We start from the raw sequence: 19,350 nt of genomic DNA, 5'->3' as shown, positions 1-19,350 counted from the left end.
TTAAGCGTCGATGCTGTCCGCCGTCCATCGGTCGGACGGCGGCGGGGTTAACGACCGATCAGCGCGCGGGGTCGAGCCGGTGCACCAGCTCGGCCACGTCCACGCTGTACTCGCACCAGTCCCGGTCGGGGCGGTAGCCGAGCTCGGCGTTCACCTTGAGCATCGCCTCGTTGGCCTGGGCGTTCCAGGTCTGCACCTCGCTCAGCTCCGGCTCGGCCGAGCGCAGCTCCAGCAGCATCCGGGCCTTGATCGCCCGGTCGATGCCGTAGCCGCGGTGGTCCTGGGCGACGATGGTGTCGTACTGGTCGGCCCGGGTCGGGTGCTGGGCCGGCACCACCACCTCGGTCAGCCCGGCCACCTCGCCGGAGTGCTCGTGGATGGCCAGCACGATGTACGGCTTCATGCCCCGCCGGTGCAGCGTGTCCAGGCTGTCGCGCAGCCGCTGCGGGTCGTACGAGCTGGGCCGCAGCTCCAGGTCGTCGACGTCGCGCACCTCGGCCTTGGCCCGCGCGTACGCCTCGATCAGCTCGTCCGGCGGGCCGCCCGGGCAGAACTCCAGGTGGTAGCCGGCGCCGACGCCGGTGGACATCACGGCCAGCGCCGGCCAGTCCACCGCGTCCAGGTCCAGCACGCTGCGGGTCTCGACGTACTCCCTGGTGAAGCCCAGCGACTCGTAGAAGCCGACTGCCGGCGTGTCGCCGACCACCTCGACCCCGATCGACTGGAAGCCCTCCTGGTAGACCCGGCGGGCGGCCAGCAGGACCAGGTCACGGCCCAGCCCGGAGCGCCGCGCCGAGGGGTGCACCAGCACTTCCAGCACGCCGATGTCGCCCAGCAGCAGCACGTGCACGTGGCCGACGATCGGGCCGGGATCGTCGGCCGGGCCGGCCTGCGCCACCCAGGAGATCCGCCGCTCGCCCGGCATCACCTCGGAGAGGTACTCCCGCAGCGAGCTCTCCCGCCAGGGGGGATCCTGCGGAAGGTCCGCCGCCAGGACCGCGTTCAGCGTGTCCAGCAGCGACGTGACCTCGTCGGACGACGCGGTCCGAGGATCCCACTCGCGCACCATCACCTGTCCAGCTTGCCGGCAACGGCCGCCCGGGGGAAGTGTCCGGTCCGGCAAAGTACGCGGCCGATCACGTCACGTGCGGCTGGCCTGTCCGTAGCGGTTCGCGGTGTCGAACACGTCCTGGGCGTACCGGCGCACGTCGTTGTAGGAGAGGATGGCCCCCCACCAGTCGCCGGGGATGGTCATGTTCCGCCCGCCGGCGCACAGGTAGCGGGCCGCGGCCAGCGCCGCGTCGTCCAGGTCGTGCGGGTCCTTCCGGCCGTCGTTGTCGGCGTCCGCCCCGATCTGCTGCCAGGTGGTGGGGATGAACTGCATCGGGCCGATCGCCCGGTCGTAGACGGTGTCCCGGTCGAACAGGCCGCGGTCGGTGTCCCTGATCAGCGAGCGGCCGCCCTGGCCGTCCAGCGGGTCACCGATGATCTCCGGCTCGGCCCGCGCGTCGGCGTTCAGTCGGGCGCCGTTGGCCGTTCCGTGCCGGGACTCGACGTACCCGATCGCGGCCAGCGTGGTCCAGCTCAGCTGGCAGCTGCGGTTGGTCTGGGCGAGCACCAGCTCGGCGTAGCCGTACGCCTGCATGGCCACCGGGGGGATGCCCACCTTCGCCCCGGTGGTCCGGGCCCAGCCGGCGAGGGCGGCGGCGGGCCGGGCCGGGCCGGGCGTCCCGCCCGCGGCGGAACCGGTCGGCAGCGCGCCGCCGGGCAGCGCGGTGCCGGCCGGCAGGCTGGGCAGCGCGGTGGCGCCCGGTACGACCGGCGCGCCGGGCACCGCCGGCGCCGCGGTCGGCTGCCCCGACGGCACCCCGAGCCCGGCGCTCGCGGCGGCCTCCGGCGCGGCTGTGTCGGCCGTCCGCACGGCCGCGGGCACCACCAGCGCGCCGGCCGCCGCGGTGGTCGCGATCAGCAGGAACAGGAACAGCGCGGGTACGGTCACCCGTCCGCTGGGCCGCCGCGACCAGGCCCGGGTGGCCCGCGCCGCGCCGACCACCGCCCGCCGGGGCGGGGGCAGCCGCACCGCGTGCGCGAACGGCACCCGTCGCCGCCGGCCCGCCGCACCGGTGGTGGGCGGCGTGGACCCACCCGCCTCAGCACCACCGTCCGGCTCCACCCTCGCGGGATCGCCGTCCGGCTCGGTCTTCGCGGTGTCGTCCGGCTCCGCCTTCGCGGTGTCGCCGGCCGTCGGTGCGAGCGGTGCGGCCCGGTCCTCGGGAGCGGCCGTCGCGGTGTCGTCGTCCCGCTCGCGGGGCTGGGCCGGGACGGTCGAGGCCGACACCTCGTCGCCGGCACCCGTCGGCCCGGCGGTGCCGCCGGCAGGGACCGCCGTCGGGGTGTCGGCCGGGGGGACCGGTCGGCGGGGGCGGGGGATCGCGGCGGGCGCGGTCGTCCCGCCGGGCTCGGGGGCGGCTCCGGAACTGCCCAGCGGCCCGCCGAGCGGGGTCGCCGGACGCAGGGGCCGCACCGTCGATCTGTCCTCGCCGCTCGCCACGGGTCGAGTATCACCCATGCCGGTGCCCGGGTCAGGCCCGGCCGTACCCTGGCGACATGCCCCGCTACGAGTTCCGTTGCCGCGCCTGCGGCGACACGTTCGAGGTCAACCGCCCGATGGCCGAGGCGGCCGCGCCGGCGTCCTGCCCGCGGGGACACGCCGACACGGTGAAGTTGCTCTCCGCCGTCGCGGTAACCGGCCGGGGCACCGGCCCGTCTGCCGCCCCCGCGCCCCCGGCGGGCGGCTGCTGCGGCGGTGGCTGCGGCTGCTGAGCGACCGCCGACCCGCCGAGCTGCCACCGCGCGGCGCATCACCGCGCCGTCGACGCACACCGACCTTGTCCCCGGGAGGGTCGGGTGGCACCGTGGGTCGGAGGTTGCCCGGGCCGTTCTCACGATGCGTGACGGAGCGACCATAGGGCAGGATGGACCACACGTCAGGGGCGGAGGTTCCACGCATGGCGCCAGGGATCCAGCTCCCCACCGGGTGGGTGACCTTCGTGTTCACCGACATCGAGGGCTCGACCCGGTTGGCCCGGCTGCTCGGCCCGGAGTACCGGCCGGTGCTGCGCGAGCACCGGCGGCTGCTGCGCGACACGCTGGCCAGCACCCGTGGGGCCGAGCTGCTGACCGAGGGTGACTCGTTCTTCCTGGCCTTTCCCGACGCCGCCGCCGCGCTGACCGCCTGCCTGACCGCGCAGCGGGCACTGTCCACCCACGACTGGCCGAATCCGGACGCCGTTCCGCGGGTACGCATGGGGCTGCACACCGGGCACGCCGAGCCGCGCGACGGCGAGTACGCCAGCCCGGAGGTGCACCGGGCGGCCCGGGTGGCCGCGGCGGCGCACGGCGGCCAGGTGCTCTGCTCCGCCTCCACCGCGCGGGACGCCGAGCCGCTGCCGCCCGGGGCCTCCCTGCTGGACCTCGGGCTGCACCGGCTGCGCGGCTTCGACGACCGGGAGCGGCTCTTCCAGCTGGTGGCGCCGGGCCTGGAGCGGGAGTTCCCCCGGCCGCGTACCGCCGACGCGGTGGCGCACAACCTGCCCACCCAGGCCACCTCGTTCGTCGGCCGGGAAACCGAGCGGGCCGAGTTGGGCCTGCTGGTCCGCCAGCACCGGCTGGTCACCGTGCTCGGCGCCGGAGGCGGTGGCAAGACCCGGCTGGCGGTGGAGCTGGCCGCCGGCCTGGTCGAGGCGTACCCGGACGGGGTGTGGTTCGTCGACATCGCCACCGTGACCGACCCGGGGTTGGTGGCGTTCGCGGTGGCCGCGGTGCTCGGGCTGCGTCCGGAGCCGGGCCGCCCGGTGCTGGACACCCTGGTGGAGTACGCCGCCTCCCGCCGGACGCTGATCGTGCTGGACACCTGCGACGCCCAGCCGGGGGCCTGCGCCGAGGTGGCCACCCGGCTGCTCGCCGGCGGTGGCGGGGCGCGGGTGCTGGCCACCAGCCGGGAGAGCCTCGGGCTGGCCGGTGAGGTGATCTGGCGTATTCCGCCGCTGTCGGTCGAGCCCCGGTCCGGCCGGGAGAGCGACGCGGTGGCGCTGCTGATGGACCGGATGGCGGCGGCCCGGGGCGGCCGGCCGCCGGACTGGGCGGAGATGGTCGACCTGCGCCGGGTGGTGCAGCGGCTGGACGGGCTCCCGCTCGCCATCGAGCTGGCCGCCGCCCGGCTGCGGGTGCTCTCCGCCGGGCAGCTCGTGGCCCGGCTGGACGACGTGCTGGGCACCCTGGACGCCGGGCGCGTCGAGCCGGAGCCGCCCACCGACCGGGCCTGGAGCGGTAACCAGCAGGACACCGTGGACCTGGTCGCGGCGGCCGCCGGGGCGACCCCGCCCAGCCCGGCGCACCGGGCGGTGCAACGCTCCGCGGTGGAGCGGCACCTGACCATCCAGGCCACCGTCACCTGGTCGTACCGCACGTTGGGGCCGCGCGCGGCCCGGCTGCTGCGCTGGCTGTCGGTCTTCGCCGGCCCGGTCGACCTGGCCACGGTGGAGTGGCTGCTCGACGACGACCCGCTCGACCCGCTGTCGGTGCTGGTGGACAAGTCGATGGTGCTGGCCGAGCCGCGCGCGTCGGGCAGCACGTACCGGATGCTCGACCCGATCCGGGCGTACGCCGCCCGCCGGCTGGTCGAGGCGGGCGAGGAGCGGGTCGCCCGGGACCGGCACGTGGCCTGGGCGGCGCACGCGTTGGAGCGGGCGGGCCTGGGCCCGGACGGGCGCCCGGTCACCCTGTCGCTGTACGCACTGGACCCGCTCGCCGGTGAGTTGCGCGCGGCGCTGCGCTGGTGCGCCAACGGGGGCAGCGCCCGGGCCGGGCTGCGGCTGGCCGGTGGGCTGGACCAGTGGTGGCGGGAGCGCGGCCTGTCCCGCGAGGCGCGGCTGTGGCTGTTCCGGCTGTACGGCCGGATCGCCGAGAGCGGTGAGTCGATCCCGGAGGCGGACTGGGCGGCGGCGTACCACCTGCACTCGCTGCACGCCGGCGCGGACGGCGAGTTCGCCGAGGAGCTGCGGTTCTCCCAGCGGGCCGAGGCGGCGGCTCGGCAGGCCGGCGACGCCGGGCTGCTCGCCCGGGTGCTCGCCGGCCGGGCCGCGCCGCTGATCGACATGGGGCAGTTCGCCGAGGCGGAACGGATCTGCCGGGAGGTCATCGACTGGGCGCGTGAGCAACAGGTCGTCGAGGACGCGCTGTTCGCCGGCTACAACCTGGCCGAGCTGCTGTGGCGGCGTGGGGCGCTGGACGAGGCGGCCGAGCTGCTCGGCGCGTCCCGGCCGGTGGAGGCGGCCCGCCCGGTCGAGCGCGGGCGCCGCTCAGTGGACATGCTGCTCGGCATGGTGGCGCTGGCCCGCGGTGACCTGGTGGCGGCGCACGAGCACCTGCTGGTGGCGCTGCGGTCCCGGATGAGCCACGGCTACCACGGCCGGGCCTGCGACACGGTCAGCGCGGTCGCGGTGCGCTGCGCGGCCGGCGGTGACCTGGTGACCGCCGCCCGCCTCTTCGGCGCCGCCCAGGCGACCCGGACGAAGCTACGGGCCGCGCCGGGCATCTACGGCAGCTACTGGGTGGAGCAGCAGGCCCGGCTGCGCGGCGTGCTCGGCGACGCGGCCTTCGACCGGGCGTACGGCGAGGGGAGCGAGCTGGGTCTGGAGGAGGCCGCCGCGCTGGCCCTGGCCGTGGAGCACCCGGATCTGGCCGCCGGCTCGGCCCGGTTCGGCGACGCCGTCCCGGCGGCCCCCCGGCAGCCGGCGGGCACCCCGGAGCCGGTCGACCCGGAGCGCACGGTCGACCTGTCCCGGCGGTCGGCGCTGGACCGCCGCGGCCGGCCCTGACCCGCTCGGTGCCTGCCCGGGCGGCCCGCCGCGCGCCACGGGGTGGCTGCCGCGCGCGACGGGCGGCGGGGGGTCAGCCGCGCAGTGCGGCCGGGCCTCACCGGATCACCCGCCCCCGCCCGGCCGGGCTCTCGTTCCAGGTCCGGTCCAGCGCCGTCACCAGATAGGTGTACGCGGCGCCGGGCCGGGCGGTGTCGTCCCGCCAGGACCGCACGCCGCCGTTCCCGTCGGCGCGCACCGTGCCGACCAGGTGGGCGGCGTCGGCGAGGCCGCACCGGTCGACCGGGCCCGAGCCGTCGAAGCGGTAGACCGCGTACGAGGTGGCGGCGCCGAACGGGCCGCGACCGTCGGCGGGCTGCCGCCAGCTCAGGCGTACCCCGTCGGTGGTCCGCCGCCCGCCGGTGACCACCGGGGGCAGCAGCGGCTTCGCCGGCAGGTGCGGCATGGCCGGGACGAGCGCGGGGCGGGAGTAGTGCGCGGCGGCGTACCGGTCGGTGGCGCCGAGCCGGTTCGCGCGTACCTGGGTGGCCGAGAAGTGCACGTTGCCGAGCACCTCCGGGTACGACCGGTTGAGCGTGAGGTGGTCGGACAGCTCGTCCGGGTCCTGCCAGTCCGGCCCGTACGCCGGGTCGCCGCTCTTGTAGTCGGCCTGGCCGACGTAGAGCTGGACGTGGGTGCCGCGCACCTGCTCGGCCCACCACGGCACCAGCCGGGCGTAGTCGGCGGCCGGGTACTGGCCGATGTACCAGTAGAGCTGCGGCACCACGTAGTCGATCCACTCGTTCCTGATCCACTTGCGGGTGTCGGCGGAGATGGTGTCGTACGACTGGCTGCCGGTGGTGTCCGAGCCGTTCGGGTCGGCGGAGGCGTTGCGCCAGATGCCGAACGGGCTGACCCCGAACCTCACCCACGGCTTGGCCGCCTTGATCTTCTCGCCCATCTCCCGGACCAGCAGGTCGATGTTGTCCCGTCGCCAGTCCGCCCGGTCGGTGAAGCCCCGGCCGTACGCGGCGAAGGTGGCGTCGTCGGGCACCTGGTACGTGCCGCTCGGGTACGGGTAGAAGTAGTCGTCGAAGTGCACACCGTCGATGTCGTACCGGCGGACCGCGTCGAGCATCGCGGTCTGCACGAACTCGCGGACCTCGGGGACCCCGGGGTCGTAGTAGAGCCGGCTGCCGGCGACCCCGGCCGGCGGGTAGGCGAAGACCCAGTCCGGGTGTGCCCGGGCCGGGTGGTCGGGGGCGAGCTTCGCCAGGTCGGCGCCGGCCCCGCCGGGGGCCGGCATGGAGACGCGGTACGGGTTGAACCATGCATGGAACTCCAGGTTCCGCCGGTGCGACTCGGTGACCAGGAAGGCCAGCGGGTCCCAGCCCGGGTCCTGCCCGCGCACCCCGGTCAGGTACTCCGACCACGGCTCGTACGGCGACGGCCAGAACACGTCGGCGGTCGGCCGGACCTGCACCACGACGGCGTTGTGGTGCAGCCGCTGCGCCAGGTCCAGCCAGCTGCGGTACTCGGCCTGCTGGGCGGCCACCCGGTCGGGCGCGGTCTGCGAGGCCCTGCTCGGCCAGTCGATGTTGACCACCGACGAGATCCACATGGCCCGGAACTGCCGCTTCGGGGTGGCCGGGTCGGTGACGCAGGTGGCGCCGGGCGGTTGCGGCGCGGCGTGCGCGGCGGCGGGAGCCGGCGCGCCGAGCAGCGCCACGACCAGCCCGGCGGCGCCGAGTCGGATTGCCCTCATCTGCGGTGGTGTCCCTTCCGTCGCATCGTGCGCAAAGGTCGATAACATTCGTCGACAGCGATTCTTCGATGGAAGGAAAGTTTCACATCGTCCGGATCGGGCGCAAGGGTTCTGAACTGGGTGTCTGGTCCGTGCTGCGGGCGGCCGTCGTGGCGATCCGGGTCACACCGCACCGGGTGACCGCACCCACACGTCCGGTCAGCGCCCGATTGGGGAGAGAAGTGGCGGTTGACGAAGGTCCCCGCTGGGTAGCATCGCCGATCGCCGGCTGCCGACGGGGCGGCCGCACGGCGGGAGGAGGTGGGCGCGGTGTCCGTGTTGCGGACGAAACCCATCAAGGACGTGATCGCCCAGGGTGAGGTCGACGGCACCGACGGGCGGCTCGGTCTGAAGCGGCACCTCGGGGCCAAGGACCTGACCGGCTTCGGCATCGGCATCGTGATCGGTACCGGCATCTTCACCCTCACCGGCATCGAGGCGCGGGACACCGCCGGGCCGGGCGTGGTGATCTCGTTCGGCATCGCCGGCGTGGTCGCCCTGCTCGCCGCGCTCTGCTACGCGGAGCTGGCCTCCAGCGTGCCGACCGCCGGCAGCGCCTACACCTACGCGTACGCGACGATGGGCGAGATCGTCGCCTGGATCATCGGCTGGGACCTGCTGCTGGAGTTCGCGCTCGGCGCGGCGGTGGTCGCCCGAGGCTGGTCCGGCTACCTGGCCGAGCTGTTCGGCCTGCCCACCGCCTGGTTCGGTGAGGAGGGCAGCATCGTCAACATCGGCGCGATCGCGATCGTGCTGCTGCTCGGCGTCATCGCCACCGTGGGCATCCGCGAGTCCGCCCGGGTGACCAATGTGCTGGTGCTGGTCAAGGTCGCCATCTGCGCCTTCGTGGTGATCGCCGGCCTGTTCTTCGTCAAGGCCGCCAACCTCAGCCCGTTCATCCCGCCGGCCCAGCCCGCGGGCGCCGGCGACGACGGCATCAAGCAGCCGGTCACCCAGGCGATCTTCGGGCTGGAGCCGTCGGTCTTCGGCTTCGCCGGCGTGCTCAGCGCCGCCGCGGTGGTGTTCTTCGCGTACACCGGCTTCGAGGCGGTGGCAAACCTCGGCGAGGAGACCAAGCGCCCGAAGCGGGACCTCACCCTGGGCCTGCTCGGCACCCTGCTGATCTCCACCATCCTCTACATCGGCGTCTCGCTGGTCGTGGTCGGCATGGTGCCGTACGGCGAGATCGACCGCGGTGCCCCGATCGCCTCCGCCTTCAACGCCGTCGGCGCCGGCTGGGCCGGGGTGCTGGTCTCCATCGCCGCGGTGGCCGGCCTGACCAGCGTCATCCTGGTCGACCTGGTGGCCATGGGCCGGATCGGCTTCGCCATCTCCCGGGACGGGCTGATCCCGCCGGCGGTCGCGAAGGTGCACCCGCGCTGGGGCACCCCGTACCGGATCACGATCGTGATGACGGTCGCGGTGGCGCTGCTGGCCGGCTTCCTGCCGCTGTCCGCGCTGGCCGACCTGGTCAGCATCGGCGCGCTCTGCGCCTTCGTGATCGTGTCGATCGCGGTGCCGATCCTGCGCCGCCGGCGGCCCGACCTGGAGCGGCCGTTCAAGGTGCCGTTCTCCCCGGTGCTGCCGATCGTCTCCGCGCTGGCCTGCTTCTACCTGATGCTCAACCTGTCGGTGGAGACCTGGATCCGGTTCCTGATCTGGATGCTGCTCGGCGGGATCATCTACTTCGGCTACGGCTACCGCCGCAACCGCCTGGCCCAACACGAGCCCGCCGTCGCCCCCGCCCCCCGCAACCCGTCCACGGACAGCTGACCCCGCACGCCTCCATCGGCCCTCGTTCACGGAAAGAGTGGCTATTCCGGCTGGAATAGCCACTCTTTCCGTGAAACTGCGCGCCGAGGGGTGGGAGGGGGTTAGGGGCGGGGGTGGGGAGTGGTCGTGGGGCCGTTGACCACCGGGTTGCCGTTGGGCCAGGTGACTTCGTCGAGCCAGACCTGGCGGCCGGGGTCGGTGCTGCCCTCCTGGCCGGGTGGCCAGGCGTGGTAGACCAGCCAGGTGCGGCCGTCCTTCTCCACCATCGAGGCGTGGCCGGGGCCGGAGGCCACCTCGTTGGTCTTCAGGATCGGGTTCTCCGGCGCCTTGACGCACGGGCCGGTCGGGCTCTCGCAGACCGCGTAGCCCTCCGCGTAGGTGTCCTTGTCGTACGCGTTCGCGGCGAAGAACAGGTACAGCCGGCCGTCCCGGCGGTGGAAGAACGGGCCCTCGATCAGGGCGCCCTCCCACGGCTCGGTCTGCTTCAGCAGCTTCGTCGGCTGGCCGACCAGGGTGAGCCCGTCGTCGGCGAGCCGCTGCGACCAGAGCCAGGTGTCCACGCCGATCGCGTTGCCGTCGTTCTTCCACAGCAGCCAGAGGCTGCCGTCGGCGTCCCGGAACGGGCTGGCGTCGATCGACCCGCCCAGCTCGTCCTGGCAGATCAGCGGGCCGGTGCTGTCGTCCCGGTACGGACCCTGCGGCGCGGCGGCCACCGCCCGGCCGACGCACTGCCGGCCGGCGGCCCGGCCCGCCACCGTGTAGTAGAGCCCGAAGCGGTCCTCGGCGAGCTGGATCACCTCCGGCGCCCAGGTCTTTCCGGCGTCCGCCCAGCTCGGCAGCTCGGGCAGCGCCTCGGTCGACTCCGACCAGTCGACCAGGTCGGCCGAGCGCCGCACCGGCACGTTCTGGCCGCCGGCGTTGGTGTGGAACAGGAACCACTCGTCGCCGACCCGGACGGCGAACGGGTCCGGTGCGTCGGCGCGGACCACCGGGTTGGTGAACATCTCGTCTCCCGTACTCGTGAAGGTGTCGCTCGGGCCGTCGGCGCAGCCGGCGACGAGCAGTGCGGCGGCGAGGATCGCCGCCGCACCGCGTCGCCGGGGAGAACCGGCCGTCATCCCTTCAGACCGCTGCGGGAGACGCCCTGGATGATGTGCCGCTGGGCGGCCACGAACAGGATCAGCACCGGTACGCTCGCCAGCACCGCGCCGGCCATGATCACCGGGTAGTCGCTGACGTAGGCGCCCTGCAGCAGGCCCAGCCCGGCGGGCAGGGTCAGCCGCTCGGGGCTGAACAGCACGTAGATCGGCCAGAGGAAGTCGTTCCAGTTGGTCAGGAACGACAGCACCGCCAGGGTGGCCAGGGCCGGCTTCGACAGCGGCAGCAGCACCCGGCTGAAGATCTGCCAGTGGTTCGCCCCGTCCAGCACCGCGGCCTCCTCCAGCTCGCGCGGGATGGAGATGAAGAACTGCCGCAGGAAGAACACCCCGAACGCGCTGGCCGCGCCCGGCACGATGATCACCGTGATGGTGTCCAGCCAGTTCAGCCGGTCGGCGATCACGAAGTTCGGGATGATCAGTGAGGTGGGCGGGATGAACAGCGTGCCCACGATCAACGCGAACAGCAGCCCCCGGCCGCGGAACCGCATCCGGGCCAGCGCGTACGCGGCCATCGAGGCGGTCGTCAGCACCAGCAGCGCGTGCAGCGTGGCGGCCAGCATGCTGTTGACGAACCAGCGCAGCACCGGGTTGGCGGTGCTGCCGAGGATCTGCTGGAAGCCGTACGTGGATAACGGGTTGGGCAGGAAGCTCGGCGGGATCTTCTGCGCGTCGCCGTAGGTCTTCACCGAGGTGATGACCATCCAGACCAGCGGGGTGAGGAACACCAGGGCCAGCAGCACCAGGATGGCGTAGCGGCCGGATCGGCGGAGTGCGGTCATGGTCGTCTCCTCAGTCTTCCCGGAACCGGAAGAACCGGAAGTTGACGATGCTGATCACGGTCAGCGCCAGCGCGAAGACGATGCTCATCGCGGCCGCCCGGCCCGCGTCGTTGTCCCGCAGCCCCTCGTCGACGATCCGCCAGACCACCGTCCGGGTCTGCTCGCCGGGCGCCCCCTGGGTGATCAGGAACGACTGCCCGAAGACGTTCGCCGAGGCGAGGATCGTGGTGGTCAGCACGAAGAGCATCACCGGGCGCAGCCCGGGCAGGGTCACGTTGCGGAATCGCTGCCAGCCGTTCGCGCCGTCCATCCGGGCCGCCTCGTACAGCTCCGGCGAGATGTCCTGCAGGCCGGCCAGGTAGATCACCGCGTTGAATCCCGACGTCCACCAGACGGTCACCCCGATCAGGGACACCCAGGCCCACGGCACGTCGGTCACCCAGGGGGTGTCCGACGGCAGGCCGACCGCGCCGAGCAGCCGGTTGACCAGGCCCAGGTTGGCGTCCAGCAGGAAGCGCCAGAGCAGGCCGATCACCGCCACCCCGAGGACGTACGGGGCGAAGTAGACGGCCCGGAAGAACGTCCGGCCCGGGAACGACCTGTTCAGCAGCAGCGCCAGCCCGAGCGGGATGACCACCAGCAGCGGCACCGAGAAGACGGTGAAGATCGCGGTGGCCTTGACGCTCGACCACCAGTCGCCGTAGATGGCCGACTCGCTGTCGAACAGATCCTGGTAGTTGTCCAGCCCGACGAAGGGCCGGTTGGGCAGTTGCAGGTCCCACTGGTGCACGCTGAGCCAGACCCCGAACAGGATCGGCAGCAGCCCGAACGCCAGGAACAGGACCAGGTACGGCGCGAGGAAGAGGTACGGGGTCGCGCGGTTGCCCCGCTGTGTCGCGCCTCGGCGGTTCTTCCCGCCCGCCGAGGGCGGCGCGTCCTTGCGCGCCGCCCCCGCCTCGATCACGTCCGCCACGGCGGACTCAGTTCCCGTACTTCTTGCGGTTGTCCTCGAGCTGCTTGTTGGCCTTGGCCACGCCGTCGTCGAGGGCCTGCTTCGGCGACTTCTTGCCCAGCGCCGCCTCGTTGAACGAGGTGTAGAAGGTGGTGATCACCTCACCGAGCCCCGGCGCGGCGGGCGGGAAGGCGGCGTACTCCAGCTCCGGCGCCAGCGTCGAGATGTCCTTCAGGCCCTTGAACTCGGCGCTCTCCCGGACCTCCTTGCGGGCCGGGATCTGGCCGCCCTTGGCCCAGTCCAGCGAGTGCTGGCTGAGCCAGTTGATGAACACCTTGGCGCCGGAGATCTTGTTGTTGTCGGCGGCGCGCTGCTTGACGATGGTGAAGTTGTGCGAGTTCGCCCAGGCGGCCTTCTGGGTGCCGATCTGCGGCAGCTGCGCCACGCCGATCTGCGCGTTCGGGTCCTTGGCGATGTCGTTGATCTGCCAGATGCCGTTCCAGTTGAACGCGTTCTTGCCGCTCTTGAGCGCCAGGTAGTCGGCGTCCTGGCCGACGTTGGCCGGGGAGTGACCCTGCTTGATCAGGTCCACCAGCCAGGTGCACGCCTCGACGGCCTGGTCGGAGTTGAAGGTCGCCTTGGCCACCTCGGCGTCGAACAGGGTGCCGCCCCACTGGTGCAGCAGCGAGTAGAAGGTCATCCCGCCGGTGAACTGGAACGGGCTGATCCAGAAGCCCTGCACACCGGACTTCTTCAGCTCGGTCAGCGCCGCGGTGTACTCGTCCTTGGTGGTCGGCGGCTTGTTCGGGTCGAGGCCGGCCTTCTGCATGACGGCCTTGTTGTAGTAGAAGCCCAGCGGGTGCATGTCCAGCGGGATGCCGTACCGCTTGGAGTTGTAGATGCCGCCCTTCCAGACGGTCGGCGCGAAGTCGCCCTCGTTCAGCTCCAGCGTCTTGGCCACGTCGTCCAGCTCGGTGATCACGCCGCGGGCGGCGAAGGTGGCCAGCTGGTCCATGTGCATGACCGCGATGTCCGGCCCCGAGCCGCTGGAGGCCGCGCCGGGGAGCTTGCTGTAGTAGTCCTCCCAGCGGTACGTGTTCACCCCGACCGCGATGTTCTGGTGCTCGGAGTTGAACTGGTCGACGAGCTTCTTGAAGATGTCGCCGTCACCGCCGGTGAAACCGTTCCACAGCTTCAGGTCGACCTTGGGGCCGGTGTAGTCCTTGCCACCGTTGCCCGCGGCGGCGCCGCCGGACTGGCTGGCGCTGCCGCCGCCGCAGCCGGCCAGGGTCAGCGAGGCGGCCGCGCCGAGGCCGACGCCGAGCCCGAGCAGGCGCCGCCGGCTCATTTCGTTCTGCATCATGGGGTCTCTCCTTGGGGGACGGGTGGAGTATTACCTGGTCAGGGCCGGGTCGTGAAGCGCAGCACGTTCCAGGAGACCGCCGGCAGGCGCACCGAGCACCGGCCGCCGTCGGGGGTGGGGGTGGGCAGTTCCCGAGGCGTCACCCGGTCGGGGTCGGCCTCGGTGTTGATCGCCTCCGGGTCGTCCCCGGCGGCGACGGTCAGGTGTTCCACTCCGCGCAGGGCGGGCAGCCCGCGCAGGTCGAGCTCCAGCGGCAGGTCGGTCGACCCGCGGTTGACCGCGAACACGGTCAGGTCGCCGGACTCCTCGTCGTGCAGCGCGACGGTGTCCAGCACCGGGACGTCGCCGTAGCGCTTCGTCTCGTACGTCGGCGAGACCGGCTCGGTGCGCAGCACGGTGCCCCGGGCGTACCGGGCGGTCAGCGCGAACGGGTGGAAGATGCTCTGCCGCCAGGCCGGCCCGCCGGTGCGGGTGCGGATCGGGGCGATCACGTTGGCCAGCTGCGCCTGGGCGGCCACGCCCACCCGGTCGGCGTGCCGGAGCAGGGTGATCAGCAGGTCGCCGACCACCACCGCGTCGACCGCGGTGAAGTCGTCCTCGATCAGCGCCGGCGCCTCGACCCAGCCGCGCCGGTCCAGGTCGGCCTGCAGGCGCGACTCGTACCAGATGTTCCACTCGTCGAAGGAGACCTTGAGCTTGCGCTTCTGTCGCAGCTTGGCGGCCACGTGGTCGGCGGTGGCCACCACGTCGGTGATGAAGGCGTCCATGTCCACGGCGGAGGCGAGGATGCTGGCCCGGTCGCCGTCGGACGGGTCGTAGTAGGTGTGCGCGGAGATGTAGTCGACGTGCTCGTAGGTGTGCTCCAGCACGGTCGCCTCCCAGGAGGCGAAGGTGGGCATCCGGCTGTTCGAGCTGCCGCAGGCCACCAGGCTGATCGAGGGGTCGATCATCTTCATCGCCCGGGCGGTCTCGGCGGCGAGCCGGCCGTACTCGTGGGCGGTCTTGTGGCCGACCTGCCACGGGCCGTCCAGCTCGTTGCCGAGGCACCAGAGCTTCACCCCGTACGGGTCCTCGGCGCCGTTCTTGCGGCGCAGGTCGGACAGCTGGGTGCCGCCCGGGTGGTTGGCGTACTCCAGCAGGTCGCAGGCCTCCTGCACGCCGCGGCTGCCCAGGTTGACCGCCATCATCGGCTCGACGCCGGCCTCGGCGGCCCAGGTCATGAACTCGTCCAGGCCGAAGGCGTTGGTCTCGATCGTCTTCCAGGCGAGGTCGAGCCGCCGGGGCCGGTCGCCGACCGGGCCGACGCCGTCCTCCCAGCGGTAGTTCGAGACGAAGTTGCCGCCGGGATACCGGACCACCGAGACGCCCAGCTCGCGGGTCAGGTCGAGCACGTCGCCGCGCAGCCCGCGGGCGTCGGCGCTCGGGTGCCCGGGCTCGAAGACGCCGCCGTAGACGCATCGCCCCATGTGTTCGACGAAGGAGCCGAACAGCCGCCGGTCGGCGGGCCCGATCGCGAAGGCCGGATCGATCGTCAGCTGCGCTCTCACCACGGTGTGTCACCTTTCGTTGCCGTACCCGGGTGACTGCGGTCACGCCGTACCAGCGTTTCTACAACGTTGTAAGCAACGTTGTAAAGCATTCGTTACACGATAGAGTCCGAGGCGGTAACCCGCAGAAGGGACGACGGCGTGCGGCACAGGCTGAAGGACGTCGCCGAACGGGCCGGAGTCTCGGTCAAGACGGTGTCGAACGTGGTCAACGGGTACGTGCACGTCCGGCCGGACACCAGGGCCCGGGTCGAGGAGGCGATCGTCGAGCTCAACTACCGGCCCAACCTCTCCGCCCGTAACCTGCGCAAGGGGCGGACCGGGGTGATCGCCCTGGCCGTGCCCGAGCTGGACATCCCGTACTTCGCCGAGCTGGCCCGGCACGTGGTCGACGCCGCCGCCGCGCACGGCTGGACGGTGCTGATCGATCAGACCGGCGGCGGCCCCGAGCAGGAGCGGGTGGCGGCCGCCGGGATCGGCGACCACATGATCGACGGGCTGATCTTCAGCCCGCTGGCGCTCACCGCCGACGACCTGGCGGGCCTGGACGGCATGCCGATGGTGCTGCTCGGCGAGCGGGTGGACCACGGCCCGGCCGACCACGTGGCGATCGACAACGTGACCGCCGCCCGGGAGATGACCGCGCACCTGATCGGCCTCGGTCGACGCCGGGTCGCCGCGATCGGTTCCCAGCGCACCCCCGAGGGGGCCAGCGCCCGGCTCCGGCTCGCCGGCTACGCCGCCGCGCTCGCCGACGCCGGCCTGGCCTACGACGAGACCCTGGTGGCGCCCGCGCCGGCCTGGCACCGCGCGGACGGCGCCGCCGCCATGCGCCACCTGCTCACCTCGGGGGTACGCCCCGACGCCGTCTTCTGCTTCAACGACACCCTGGCCCTCGGCGCCCTACGCGCCCTGCACGAGGCCGGTCTGCGGGTGCCTGACGACGTGGCGGTGGCCGGCTTCGACGACATCGAGGACGGCCGCTTCAGCGTCCCCACCCTGACCACCATCGCCCCCGACAAGGAGCGGATAGCCCACCTCGCGGTCGACCTCCTCGCCGCCCGCCTCAGCGCCGACCCCGCGCCCCCACCCCAGGAACTCCAGGCCCCCTACCGCCTAACCCCCCGAGAATCCACCCACCCCCGCTGACCCCACCCCCCACCCCCCACCCCACCCACCCCACCCGCTCGCCCGCGTTGATCAAGGAGTTTGCGTCAGCATCGGCGCGATTCTCGACGCAAACTCCTTGATCAACGCGCTGGGGGCAGGGCTGGGTCAGTCGAAGAAGCGGGAGAGGTGGGTGGGGGTGGGTGGGGGCTCGTCGGGGGGTTGCGGGGTGAGGTCGGCGAAGATGCTGGCGCCGTCGCAGCCGGCGTGCAGGGGGTGCCAGCGGGGCTTGGTCGGCGGGCGGCCGAGGCAGATGCCCTTGATGGTCTGCACGTCGAGCAGTCGGACGTGGGTCGGGTCGGCCACCGCGTTCACGTGCCCCCACCAGGGGCTCATCACGTGCAGCACGCCCCCCGGCCGGAGCACCCGGTGGCACTCGTCCACCAGCGGCAGGAAGTCGGGCAGGTGCTCCAGGATGTGCACCGCGAACAGCACGTCGACCGAGTCGTCGGCCAGCGGCAGCGAGCCGGACAGGTCGGCCAGTGCGTCCACCCCGGTCGCCGGGTAGATGTCCAGCCCCAGGTTCGTCGGGTACTGCTTCTGCGGGCCGCAGCCCAGGTCCACCACCACCGGGTCGCGGCCGGCCACCCGCACCCGGCTCCACACCCCGTACACCCCGGCGAGCCGCCCGACCAGGTCGCGGACCAGACGCAGCTGGCCCGGGTCGGCCACCTCGCCGGTCAGGTGCGCGACGCCGCGGTCGAACCGCACCTGTACGGCGAGCCCACGCAGTCGCTCGTCGTGCCGGGCCTGCTCCGCCCAGGCCTCGGCGAGGAACCCGTCGATCGCCCGCAGCCGGTCGGCCGAGGGCGGCGTCTGTGCCAGCGCGACCATGACCACCTCCGGCCGCCCGTTACCCGCATTTTCGCCCGGTATGCGGGGATCACGGGCGACCCCACGCCCGGCGCGGCCCGGGGGAGCGGGGGCGGGTCAGCCGGAGATGGTGCGCCGGCTCGGTCGGCCGGCGCCGCGGATCCGCTGCCGGGGCTGCGGGGTCACCGCCTTCGGCCGCTTGAGGTGGTAGCGGTGCAGCTCGTTGTTGCCCGGCAGCGACGGGTCCTCGCTCATCGCCACCAGCTCCCAGCCCTGGTCACCGGCCCGGTTCAGGTGCGCCAGCGCGGTGTCGCCGTACGGCGTCACGTCGACCATCGAGCCGTCCGGGCCGTACCAGCTGAAGTGGATCTCCCAGCCGACGTCGGTGGTGGCCGCCTGGCGCCGGCGGACGAGCAGCGCGTACTCCCACTTGAGCATGGGAACATTCTGACCCCGAGCGGCCGGCCCGGCACGGATCAATCCTCGGCGATCCGCCCGCCGTCGACCCGCAGCCGCCGTTTCACGCTCACCGCGTCCAGCATCCGCCGGTCGTGGGTGACCAGCAGCAGGGTGCCCGGGTACGTCGACAGGGCCGACTCCAGCTGCTCGATCGCCGCCAGGTCCAGGTGGTTGGTCGGCTCGTCCAGCACCAGCAGGTTGACCCCGCGCCCCTGCAGCAGCGCCAGCGCCGCCCGGGTCCGCTCGCCCGGCGACAGCGTCGCGGCCGGCCGCAGCACGTGCGCCGCGCGCAGGCCGAACTTGGCCAGCAGCGTCCGCGCGTCCGCCGGGCTCAGCTCGGGTACGGCGGCGCCGAACGCGTCGATCAGCGGCTGGTCGCCGAGGAACAGCCCGCGGGCCTGGTCGACCTCACCGACCACCACGCCCGGGCCGAGGGCGGCGTGCCCCTCGCTCAAGGGAAGCCGACCGAGCAGCGCGCCGAGCAGGGTGGTCTTGCCGGAGCCGTTCGCCCCGGTGATCGCCACCCGGTCGGCCCAGTCGATCTGCAGGTCCACCGGGCCGAGGGTGAAGCCGCCCCGGCGGACCACCGCGCCGCGCAGCGAGGCCACGATCGCGCCGGCCCGGGGCGCGGCGGCGATCTCCATCCGCAGCTCCCACTCCTTGCGCGGCTCCTCGACCACGTCGAGGCGTTCGATCAGCCGCTCGGTCTGCTTGGCCTTGGCCGCCTGCTTCTCGGTCGACTCGGCGCGGAACTTGCGGCCGATCTTGTCGTTGTCGGTGGCCTTGCGGCGGGCGTTCTTCACGCCCTTCTCCATCCAGGCGCGCTGGGTGCGGGCGCGGGCCTCCAGCGCGGCGCGGGTGTCCGCGTACTCCTCGAAGTCGGCGCGGGCGTGCCGGCGCGCGACCTCGCGCTCCTCCAGGTACGCGGCGTAGCCGCCGCCGTAGTGCTTGACCTGCTGCTGGGCCAGGTCCAGCTCCAGCACCCGGGTGACCGTGCGGGTGAGGAACTCGCGGTCGTGGCTGACCAGCACGGTGCCGGCGCGCAGCCCGGTGACGAACCGCTCCAGCCGGTCCAGGCCGGCCAGGTCCAGGTCGTTGGTGGGCTCGTCGAGCAGGAAGACGTCGTACCGGCTGAGCAGCAGCGAGGCGAGCCCGGCGCGGGCCGCCTGGCCGCCGGAGAGCCCGGTCATCGGGTGGTCCAGGTCGACGGTCAGCCCCAGCTCGGCGGAGACCTGCTCGGCGCGCTCCTCCAGGTCGGCGCCGCCGAGGTCGAGCCAGCGCTCCAACGCCTCGGCGTACGCGTCGTCGGCGCCGGCCGTGCCCGCGCCGAGCGCCTCGCCCGCGGCGTCCAGCGCCGCCTGGGCGGCGGTGACGCCGGTACGCCGGGCCAGGAAGTCGCGGACCGTCTCGCCCGGCCGCCGCTCCGGCTCCTGCGGCAGGTAACCTACGCTCGCCGTGGGCGGGCTGAGCGAGAGGCTGCCCAGCTCGACCGGCTGCAGCCCGGCGAGGGTACGCAGCAGCGTCGACTTGCCGGCCCCGTTCACCCCGACCAGCCCCACCACGTCCCCCGGCGCGACCACGAGATCGAGGTCGCTGAACAGCACCCGCTCTCCGTGCCCCGCGGCCAACCCCTTGACGATCAACGTAGCGCTCACGAGCCCCGACCCTACCGCCC

Annotated in this window: 14 protein-coding genes and 1 pseudogene; 4 read left to right on the top strand and 11 right to left on the bottom strand. The window is 73.1% G+C overall.

Annotated features, from left to right (window positions below; genetic code table 11):
• Positions 1 to 58 precede the first annotated feature (58 nt).
• Complete coding sequence (locus ACFY3U_RS22155; protein WP_387204868.1) at positions 59 to 1,069, bottom strand: GNAT family N-acetyltransferase; 1,011 nt, start codon at positions 1,067 to 1,069, stop codon at positions 59 to 61.
• Positions 1,070 to 1,141: 72 nt separating this feature from the next.
• Positions 1,142 to 2,551, bottom strand: a complete 1,410-nt coding sequence (locus ACFY3U_RS22150) for a lytic murein transglycosylase (RefSeq protein WP_387204746.1) — start codon at positions 2,549 to 2,551, stop codon at positions 1,142 to 1,144.
• 56 nt (positions 2,552 to 2,607) lie between these two features.
• On the opposite strand from ACFY3U_RS22150, the gene ACFY3U_RS22145 reads away from it, so the two are divergent.
• Positions 2,608 to 2,823 (top strand): zinc ribbon domain-containing protein, encoded by a 216-nt coding sequence (locus tag ACFY3U_RS22145; protein WP_387204743.1) that lies wholly within the window; start codon positions 2,608 to 2,610, stop codon positions 2,821 to 2,823.
• 185 nt (positions 2,824 to 3,008) lie between these two features.
• Complete coding sequence (locus ACFY3U_RS22140) at positions 3,009 to 5,879, top strand: ATP-binding protein (RefSeq protein WP_387204740.1); 2,871 nt, start codon at positions 3,009 to 3,011, stop codon at positions 5,877 to 5,879.
• A 97-nt stretch (positions 5,880 to 5,976) separates the two neighbouring features.
• Here ACFY3U_RS22140 and ACFY3U_RS22135 read toward each other — a convergent pair whose 3' ends face one another.
• Complete coding sequence (locus tag ACFY3U_RS22135) at positions 5,977 to 7,623, bottom strand: glycoside hydrolase family 10 protein (protein WP_387204737.1); 1,647 nt, start codon at positions 7,621 to 7,623, stop codon at positions 5,977 to 5,979.
• A 309-nt stretch (positions 7,624 to 7,932) separates the two neighbouring features.
• Here ACFY3U_RS22135 and ACFY3U_RS22130 point away from each other — a divergent pair, with 309 nt between their 5' ends.
• Positions 7,933 to 9,435, top strand: coding sequence for an amino acid permease (locus ACFY3U_RS22130; protein WP_387204734.1), 1,503 nt, complete (start codon positions 7,933 to 7,935; stop codon positions 9,433 to 9,435).
• Positions 9,436 to 9,536: 101 nt separating this feature from the next.
• Here ACFY3U_RS22130 and ACFY3U_RS22125 read toward each other — a convergent pair whose 3' ends face one another.
• From ACFY3U_RS22125 to ACFY3U_RS22105, 5 genes are read right to left on the bottom strand one after another with little or no spacing between them, the layout of a single operon-like run.
• Positions 9,537 to 10,553, bottom strand: coding sequence for a glycoside hydrolase family 43 protein (locus ACFY3U_RS22125; protein ID WP_387204731.1), 1,017 nt, complete (start codon positions 10,551 to 10,553; stop codon positions 9,537 to 9,539).
• Entirely contained in the window at positions 10,550 to 11,374 is an 825-nt protein-coding gene (locus ACFY3U_RS22120) for a carbohydrate ABC transporter permease (RefSeq protein WP_387204729.1), read from the bottom strand. Before ACFY3U_RS22120 ends, ACFY3U_RS22125 begins: the two co-directional genes overlap by 4 nt.
• 10 nt (positions 11,375 to 11,384) lie before the next feature.
• Positions 11,385 to 12,347, bottom strand: a complete 963-nt coding sequence (locus ACFY3U_RS22115; protein WP_387204726.1) for a carbohydrate ABC transporter permease — start codon at positions 12,345 to 12,347, stop codon at positions 11,385 to 11,387.
• A gap of 7 nt (positions 12,348 to 12,354) precedes the next feature.
• Entirely contained in the window at positions 12,355 to 13,689 is a 1,335-nt protein-coding gene (locus tag ACFY3U_RS22110) for an ABC transporter substrate-binding protein (RefSeq protein ID WP_387204723.1), read from the bottom strand.
• A 38-nt stretch (positions 13,690 to 13,727) separates the two neighbouring features.
• Complete coding sequence (locus ACFY3U_RS22105; protein WP_387204720.1) at positions 13,728 to 15,239, bottom strand: alpha-N-arabinofuranosidase; 1,512 nt, start codon at positions 15,237 to 15,239, stop codon at positions 13,728 to 13,730.
• 138 nt (positions 15,240 to 15,377) lie between these two features.
• Here ACFY3U_RS22105 and ACFY3U_RS22100 point away from each other — a divergent pair, with 138 nt between their 5' ends.
• On the top strand, positions 15,378 to 16,385 hold the full coding sequence (locus ACFY3U_RS22100) for a LacI family DNA-binding transcriptional regulator (protein ID WP_387204718.1): 1,008 nt from the start codon (positions 15,378 to 15,380) through the stop codon (positions 16,383 to 16,385).
• 126 nt (positions 16,386 to 16,511) lie between these two features.
• Here the strand turns inward: ACFY3U_RS22100 and ACFY3U_RS22095 are convergent, their stop codons facing one another.
• The 3 genes and pseudogenes from ACFY3U_RS22095 to ACFY3U_RS22085 form a co-directional block, all read right to left on the bottom strand.
• A complete protein-coding gene (locus tag ACFY3U_RS22095) occupies positions 16,512 to 17,237 on the bottom strand; it encodes a methyltransferase domain-containing protein (RefSeq protein ID WP_387204715.1) in 726 nt (241 codons plus the stop codon).
• 171 nt (positions 17,238 to 17,408) lie between these two features.
• Positions 17,409 to 17,654 (bottom strand): annotated as a pseudogene (locus ACFY3U_RS22090) (hypothetical protein); the annotation flags it as partial.
• 38 nt (positions 17,655 to 17,692) lie between these two features.
• Entirely contained in the window at positions 17,693 to 19,330 is a 1,638-nt protein-coding gene (locus tag ACFY3U_RS22085; protein WP_387204712.1) for an ABC-F family ATP-binding cassette domain-containing protein, read from the bottom strand.
• Positions 19,331 to 19,350 lie beyond the last annotated feature (20 nt).

Origin of the sequence: Micromonospora sp. NPDC000089 (assembly GCF_042899365.1) — a bacterium.
Taxonomy (GTDB): domain Bacteria; phylum Actinomycetota; class Actinomycetes; order Mycobacteriales; family Micromonosporaceae; genus Micromonospora.
Note: the sequence above shows the minus strand (reverse complement) of the source record. Positions and strands in the feature narration are given on the sequence as shown.